Here is a 7,563-nt window from a genome sequence, read left to right on the forward strand (position 1 = left end):
CCTTCTCCCCCGGAGGTGAGAAGGAATCCGCTCCCAACTCCCCCCGCCGTCAGGCACAATCCACCTCCGATGAAATCCATCTGCCGCGACTGCCTGACGACCGCTGACGCCCTCGTCGAGCGCTGCCCGACCTGCGACTCGCGCCGAATCGTCCGCCACGACGAGCTCTCGACCCTGTCCATCGCCCACCTCGACTGCGACGCCTTCTACGCCTCGGTCGAAAAGCGCGACCGGCCCGAGCTGCGCGACCGCCCGGTCATCGTCGGCGGCGGCAAGCGCGGCGTGGTCTCGACCTGCTGCTACGTCGCCCGCCAGTACGGCGTCCATTCCGCCATGCCGATGTTCAAGGCGCTCAAGGCCTGCCCCGAGGCCGTCGTCATCAAGGCCGACTTCAGCAAATACGTCGCCGCCAGCGAGGCCATCTTCGGCGCCGTGCGCGAGCTGACGCCGCTGGTCCAGACCCTGTCGCTGGACGAGGCCTGGATCGATCTCGCCGGCACCGAACGGCTCAACGGCGGTCCCCCGGCCTTCCAGCTGGTGCGCCTGCAGAAGCGGATCGAGGACGAGACCGGCCTGACCGTCTCCATCGGCCTGGCGCCCAACCGCTTCCTCGCCAAGGTCGCCTCCGAACTGGACAAGCCGCGCGGCTTCTCGGTCATCGGCGCCGAGGCGCAGGCCCTGCTGGCGCCCAAACCCGTCGCCATCCTGCCCGGCGTCGGCCCGGTGTTCCGCAAGACGCTGCAGAGCGACGGCTACGCCACCGTCGGCGATCTCGCCGCCGCCGATCCCCGCGACCTGATCAAACGCTATGGCGAGACCGGCCTGCGCCTGCACGACCTCGCCCACGGCCGCGACGCCCGCGCCGTCAGACCCGAGCACGAGCGCAAGGGCATGAGCGCTGAGACCACCTTCAACGAGGACCTGACCTCAGCCGCCGATCTCGAGGCCGAGCTCTGGCCCCTGTGCGAGAAACTGGCCTCCAAGGCCCGCCGCGACGGCGTCGCCAGCCGCGTCATCGTCCTCAAACTGCGCCGCACCGACTTCAAGATCGTCACCCGCCGCGTCAGCCTTGCCGAGCCGGTCCAGACCGCCCGCGCCCTGTTCGCCGCCGGCCGCGACCTGCTGGCCCCCGAACTGGGCCGGCCCTACCGCCTGATCGGCATCGGCATGGGCGAGGTCCACGACGCCCTCGGCGCCCCCTCCGCCCTGTTCGACTCCCCCGAGGCGAAAACCCTCAAGACCGAAACCGCCATCGATCGGCTGCGCGCGAAATTCGGGGCCGGGGCGGTGGTGGCGGGACGGGCGTTGAAGACCTGATCCTTTCCCCCTTGGGGGAGAAGGTGCCCCGGAGGGGCGGATGAGGGGTGAGTCGGCTCCGGACCGGCAACCAGCCAGTTCGCGTCGAACAGCCCCCTCATCCGGCCCTGCCGGGCCACCTTCTCCCCCGAGGGGAGAAGGGCAACAGGAAGGACCTCCCAATGCCCCGTGACCGCCGCCGCCAGATCACCGACCGCGACTTCATCCGCGCCCTTCAGCATCTCCGCCTCAAGGGACTGGAAACCGGGCGCTTCCAGCCCATGTCGGAACGCGAGGAATTCTATCTGCGCCTGTTCCGCGACGGACATCGCCCCGATCCGGAAGACTTCATCCTGCCGCGCCCCCTGTTCCACCTCGAGGCGATGGCGCGTCGCACCGAAGAGGCGGATCCCGCCCCGCCCTTCACCCCCTCCCCCGAAACCGCTATCAGCCGCGCATGACCCTCCCCCACGCCCTCGACGGCCTAGGCGCTGTCGCCGCCGACTACGACATCCTGCTCTGCGACGTCTGGGGGGTGATCCATAACGGCCGCGAGAACTTCCCGGAGGCCTGCGCCGCCCTGACCCGGTTCAATGAACAGGGTGGCCATGTCGTCCTGATCTCCAACTCGCCGCGCCCCGCCTCCGACGTGGTGGCCCAGCTGGACCGGCTCGGCGTGCCGCGCGACAGCTGGAAGGCCTTCGTCACCTCCGGCGACGCCACCCGCGCCGAATTGGCCAAACGCGCCCCCGGCCCCGCCTGGGTCATCGGGCCCGAGCGCGACTGGCCCCTGTACGAAGGTCTCGGTCTCGACAGCGCCCACGGCGCCGCCGACGCCGCCTTCATCTCCGTCACCGGCCCCGTCGACGACGAGACCGAGACGCCCGAGGACTACCGCGAGCGTCTGGCCGAGGGCGTGGCCCGCGACCTCGAACTGATCTGCGCCAACCCCGACCGGGTGGTCCAGCGCGGCGACAGGCTGATCTACTGCGGCGGCTCCCTCGCCGATCTCTACGAGAGCCTCGGCGGCCGGGTCGTCATGGCCGGCAAGCCGTACGGGCCGATCTACGAGCTGGCCATCGACGAAGGGGAAAAGCTGCTCGGCCGGCCGGTCAACCGCGCCCGCGTCCTGTGCATCGGCGACGGCGTCGTCACCGACGTGCTCGGCGCCAACCGCCAGGCGCTGGACTGCCTGTTCATCGCCCAGGGCATCCATGGCGACGCCGCCCGCGGCGACGACGGCCGCCTCGACCCGGTTCGCGCCGCCGACCTGCTCAGGGCCGAGACCACCTGGGCCCGCTACGCCATGCTCGATCTGGCGTGGTGACCACGGCCGTTTTTGCTTCAGGTCGCTTCGACCCGAATCCAAAAAATGGCCCACTCAGAGGCAAATCACGCTAAGCCCGGATCATGGTTGAACTTGTCCCGAAACATCCCTCCGGCGGCTACATCCTCGAGGAGCTGCACGTCGGCATGAGGGCGGAGAAGATCATCCCCGTCACCGAACAGCGCATCCAGCAGTTCGCGGACGCCTCGGACGACTTCAACCCGGTCCACATGGACGAGGCCTTCGCCGCGAAAACCGCCTACCGGGGCCGCATCGCCCACGGCCTGCTGACAGCCTCGTTCGGCTCGGCCGTGGTCGGCACCCACCTGCCGGGGGCCGGCGCCATCTACCTGTCCCAGACCCTCGGCTTCCACCTGCCCGTCCGCATCGGCGAGGAGGTCCTGGTCCGGGTCAGCGTCAAATCCGTCGATCAGGAAAGCGCCCGGGTCGAACTGGACTGCGAGGGCTTCGTCGACGGCAAGCTTGTGATGGACGGCGTCGCCCTCGTCCGCGTGCCCCGCCGCCGGCGCCCCGCGAAGGCCTGACTTGGTCGAGATCGTCACCGACTGGCGCGACCTGCCCGACCGGCTCAAGGGCGCCGCCGTCGCCATCGGCGCCTTCGACGGAGTCCATCGCGGCCACCAGGCCGTCATCGCCACGGCCCGCGAGGCCGCCCGCGCCTTGGGCGCGCCTCTCGCCGTCGTCAGTTTCGACCCCCATCCGCGCCGCTGGTTCCAGCCCGACGCCGCCCCCTTCCGCCTGATGACCCCGGCCCAGATGGCCCGGGCGCTGGAACCGCTCGGCGTCGACCGCCTCTATCACCTGCCCTTCGACGCCGACATGGCCGCCATGTCGGACGAAGCTTTCGCCCGGGACGTTCTCGGTGCGGGTCTGGGCATCCGCCACGCCGCGGTCGGCTTCGACTTCACCTACGGCAAGGGCCGCACCGGCTCGCCCGAAGGCCTGCGCCGCCAGGGCGAAACCCTCGGCTACACCGTCAGCGTCGCCGATCGCGTCGATGATCCCCACGGCCTGAAACTGTCGTCTTCCGCCGTGCGCGAGGCCGTTCGCGCCGGCGACATGGCCCGCGCCGCCGCCATCCTCGGTCGTCCCTTCGCCATCGAGGGCGAAGTCGTCCACGGCGACAAGCGCGGCCGCACCATCGGCGTCCCGACCGCCAATGTCCGCCTCGGCGACTACATGCGCCCGGCTTTCGGAATCTACGCCACCCGCACCCGCCTGGCCGACGGCCGCGTCATCGACGGCGTCGCCAGCCTCGGCCTGCGCCCCATGTTCGCCCTCGACGAGCCCCTGCTCGAGATCTGGCTGTTCGACTTCGACGAGGACCTCTACGGCCAGACCGTCGAGACCGAACTGGTCGCCTTCCTCCGCGGCGAGGAAACCTTCGCCGACCTCGACGCCCTGAAGGTCCAGATCGACGCCGACGCGGAGGCCGCCCGGGTCGCGCTGCGGCTGGCGCCGTCATGAACCGCCTGCTAGACCGCTGCCACCATGACCGTCCGCGTGTTTCGCCCGATCTCGATTACCCGCCCGGCGTAGCGCCGCAGGGCTTTTGCCCCGCGCACGTCGGGACCTCGACATCCACGCGAACGATCAAACACGACGAGACAAGACTTCATGGCTGACGCCAGCGACACGCCCACCGGCCGCGACTACCGCGAAACCGTCTTCCTGCCGGAGACGCCCTTCCCCATGCGCGGCGGCCTGCCCCAGAAGGAACCGGCGATCATCGAGGCGTGGGGCGACCTCTACGCCGCCCTGCGCAAACAGCGCCAGGCCGAGGGCGCGCCCCTCTACGTCCTCCACGACGGGCCGCCCTACGCCAACGGCGACATCCACATCGGCCACGCGCTCAACAAGACGCTGAAGGATTTCGTGGTCCGCAGCCGCTTCCTGCTCGGAAACGATGTCGACTACGTCCCCGGCTGGGACTGCCACGGCCTGCCGATCGAGTGGAAGATCGAGGAGCGCTATCGCGCCCAGGGCAAGCGCAAGGACGAGATCTCCCGGGCCGAGTTCCGCCAAGCCTGCCGCGAATACGCCGCCGGCTGGATCGACGTGCAGCGCGACCAGTTCAAACGCCTCGGCATCCTCGGCGACTGGGACAATCGCTACGCCACGATGGATTTCTCCACCGAGGCCGCCATCGTCGCCGAATTCCACAAGTTCAAGAACTCGGGCCAGCTGTACCGCGGCTCCAAGCCGGTGATGTGGTCGCCGGTCGAGCGCACCGCCCTGGCCGACGCCGAGATCGAATACCACGACCACGTCAGCCCGACGGTCTGGGTCAAATTCCCCGTCACCGGCGCGACCGACGACCATCCCGACGACCTGCTGGCCTTCCGCCACGCCAATCCCTCGGTGGTGATCTGGACCACCACGCCGTGGACCATCCCGGCCAACCGCGCCATCAGCTACGGCCCCGAGATCGCCTATGGCCTCTATGAGGTCACGGCCATGGAGACCGGGCTGGAGTTCGAGCCCTGGGCCAGGCCGGGCGACCGGCTGATCCTCGCCGACAAGCTGGCCGAAGAGGTCTTCAAGGCCGCGAAGATCGCCGCCTGGACCCGCGTCGACGATCTGAACCCGTCGGGCCTCGAATGCGCCCACCCGCTGGCGGCCCTGTCGTCCGGCTACGGCTTCTCGGTGCCCCTGCTGGCCGGCGACCACGTCACCGACGACGCCGGCACCGGCTTCGTCCACACCGCCCCGGGCCACGGCGCCGACGACTTCGAGGTCTGGAAGGCCCACGGCCATCACGAGGTGCCCGACACCGTCGATCCTGACGGAGTCTACTACCCCTCCGTCCCCCTCTTCGCCGGCCTCAAGGTCATCGAGACCGAAGGCAAGAAGACCGGCAAATTCGGCCCCGCCAACGGGGCCGTGATGGAAAAACTGATCGAGGCCGGCAATCTGCTGGCGCGCGGCCGGATGGAGCACTCCTATCCGCACAGCTGGCGTTCCAAGGCGCCCGTCATCTTCCGCAACACCCCGCAGTGGTTCATCCGCATGGACAAGCCGCTCGACGACGACGGGACCCTGCGCGAACGCGCCCTGTCGGCCATCGACGCCACGGTCTTCCATCCGGCCGCCGGCAAGAACCGCATCCGCACCATGGTCGAGAGCCGCCCCGACTGGCTGATCAGCCGTCAGCGCGCCTGGGGCACGCCGCTGGCCATGTTCGTCGACAAGGAAACCGGCCAACCGTTGCACGACCCCGAGGTCGACGCCCGCATCCTCGCCGCTATCGCCGAAGGCGGGGCCGACGCCTGGTTCGACCGGCCCGACGCCGACTTCCTCGGCGCCCACGATCCGCAGCGCTACGAGAAGATCCAGGACATCCTCGATGTCTGGTTCGACTCCGGCTGCACCCACGCCTTCACTCTCGAACCGCGCGATCCCGCCCACGGATATGCCGGCGACCGGCCCTCACACTGGCCCGCCGACCTCTATCTCGAAGGCTCGGACCAGCATCGCGGCTGGTTCCAGTCCAACCTTCTCGAAGGCGCCGGCACCCGCGGCCGCGCCCCCTATGAGGCCGTCCTGACCCACGGCTTCACCCAGGACGAGAACGGGGAGAAGATGTCCAAGTCGAAGGGCAATACGACCGACCCCGCGACCATCATCAAGGAATCCGGCGCCGACATCCTGCGTCTGTGGGTGGCCCTGGTGGACTATGCCGAGGACCAGCGGATCGGAAAGCAGATCCTGCAGACCACGGTCGACGCCTATCGCAAGCTGCGCAACACCGTCCGCTATCTGCTCGGCGCCCTGGCCGGATTCGACGAGGCCGAGCGCCTGCCGCTGGACCAGATGCCGCCGCTGGAGCGGTTCATCCTGCACCGCCTGTGGGAGCTGGACGGCGAGGTCCGCGCCGCCTACCGCGACTACCGCTTCCAGGACGTGGTCCGCCCGGTGCTGGAGTTCTGCTCGGGCGACCTGTCGGCCCTGTATTTCGATATCCGCAAGGACAGCCTCTACTGCGACCGTCCCGACGCCATCCGTCGCCGCGCCGCGCGCACGGTGATGCATGAGGTGTTCATGCGCCTCACCGCCTGGCTGGCGCCGCTGACCCCCTTCACCATGGAAGAGGCGTGGACGACGCGCTTCCCCGACGCCGGCTCCAACTGCGCCCGGGTCATCCCGGAGACGCCGGACGGGTGGCGCAATCCCGCCGAGGCGGAACGCTGGGCCGGGGTGGAGACGGTGCTGGAGATCGTCAATGAAGCTCTGGAAGCCGCCCGCCGCGACAAGACCATCGGCGGCGCGCTCGACGCCTGGCCCATCGTCACCGGCCCGGCCGAGGCCTTCGCGCCGTTCGAGGGCCTCGACGCCGCCGAGGTATTCCGCACCTCGGGGGCCGAGCTGAAGATCGGCGGCGACGCCGTGACGGTCGAGGTCCGCCTCGCCGACCATCCGAAATGCGCCCGCTCGTGGCGGCGCGTGCCGGACGTCGGCTCGGATCCGGCGTATCCCGAGCTCAGCGCCCGGGACGCCGACGCGGTCCGCTGGTGGGACGCCGCGAGGTCATAAGGAAAAGGCCCCGCCGAAGCGGGGCCCGATAGCCTTCAGATCCGTTCGGCGGATTGCTCCCGCATCCGCTGGGCCTGCCGCTCCAGCTCGTCGGCCTGCTCCGGCAGGCGACGCGACAGGTCGATCAACTCGGCGTCGGTGACCGTGCTGCCGCGCGCCCGGTTCTGCTCGATCTGCCGGGCCCGATAGGCGGGGTCGCGCAGACGCCGGGCTTCTTCCCGCATCTCGTTCGCGCCACGGTCCATCTCATCCGCGCCCTCGCGCATCTCGACACGGGCGCGAGCCATGGCGTGGCGAGCCTCCTCCCGGGCGGCGCTGGCGTGGACACGGGCTTGGGCGGCGGCGGCCCGCGCCTCGGCTGTGGCGGCCCGGGCCTGACCCATGGC

Annotated in this window: 6 protein-coding genes and 1 pseudogene; 6 read left to right on the top strand and 1 reads right to left on the bottom strand. The window is 69.9% G+C overall.

Annotation, left to right across the window (positions count from 1 at the left end):
- Positions 1–69: 69 nt before the first annotated feature.
- The 6 genes from RDU12_RS09820 (at position 70) to ileS (ending at position 7,177) form a co-directional block, all read left to right on the top strand.
- A complete protein-coding gene (locus tag RDU12_RS09820) occupies positions 70–1,317 on the top strand; it encodes a DNA polymerase IV (protein ID WP_300291135.1) in 1,248 nt (415 codons plus the stop codon).
- 161 nt (positions 1,318–1,478) lie between these two features.
- On the top strand, positions 1,479–1,757 hold the full coding sequence (locus RDU12_RS09825; protein WP_300289924.1) for a hypothetical protein: 279 nt from the start codon (positions 1,479–1,481) through the stop codon (positions 1,755–1,757).
- Positions 1,754–2,623 (top strand): TIGR01459 family HAD-type hydrolase, encoded by an 870-nt coding sequence (locus RDU12_RS09830; protein ID WP_300289923.1) that lies wholly within the window; start codon positions 1,754–1,756, stop codon positions 2,621–2,623. Before RDU12_RS09825 ends, RDU12_RS09830 begins: the two co-directional genes overlap by 4 nt.
- Before the next feature lie 83 nt (positions 2,624–2,706).
- Positions 2,707–3,168, top strand: a complete 462-nt coding sequence (locus RDU12_RS09835) for a MaoC family dehydratase (protein ID WP_300289922.1) — start codon at positions 2,707–2,709, stop codon at positions 3,166–3,168.
- Between the two features lies 1 nt (position 3,169).
- Positions 3,170–4,111, top strand: coding sequence for a bifunctional riboflavin kinase/FAD synthetase (locus RDU12_RS09840; protein WP_300289921.1), 942 nt, complete (start codon positions 3,170–3,172; stop codon positions 4,109–4,111).
- Between the two features lie 150 nt (positions 4,112–4,261).
- Positions 4,262–7,177: an isoleucine--tRNA ligase gene (gene ileS, locus RDU12_RS09845; protein ID WP_300289920.1), complete on the top strand. Its 2,916-nt coding sequence runs from the start codon at positions 4,262–4,264 to the stop codon at positions 7,175–7,177.
- Positions 7,178–7,212: 35 nt separating this feature from the next.
- On the opposite strand, the pseudogene RDU12_RS09850 reads toward ileS, so the two are convergent.
- A pseudogene (locus RDU12_RS09850) lies at positions 7,213–7,563 on the bottom strand (peptidase M56); the annotation flags it as partial.

Source organism: Brevundimonas sp. (assembly GCF_031082345.1).
Lineage (GTDB): Bacteria > Pseudomonadota > Alphaproteobacteria > Caulobacterales > Caulobacteraceae > Brevundimonas.

What these genes read in the sequence shown, in the direction of transcription:
- RDU12_RS09820 (WP_300291135.1), top strand. Translation starts at nt 70, where the DNA reads ATGAAATCCATCTGCCGCGACTGCCTGACGACCGCTGACGCCCTCGTC.
- RDU12_RS09825 (WP_300289924.1), top strand. Translation starts at nt 1,479, where the DNA reads ATGCCCCGTGACCGCCGCCGCCAGATCACCGACCGCGACTTCATCCGC.
- RDU12_RS09830 (WP_300289923.1), top strand. Translation starts at nt 1,754, where the DNA reads ATGACCCTCCCCCACGCCCTCGACGGCCTAGGCGCTGTCGCCGCCGAC.
- RDU12_RS09835 (WP_300289922.1), top strand. Translation starts at nt 2,707, where the DNA reads ATGGTTGAACTTGTCCCGAAACATCCCTCCGGCGGCTACATCCTCGAG.
- ileS (WP_300289920.1), top strand. Translation starts at nt 4,262, where the DNA reads ATGGCTGACGCCAGCGACACGCCCACCGGCCGCGACTACCGCGAAACC.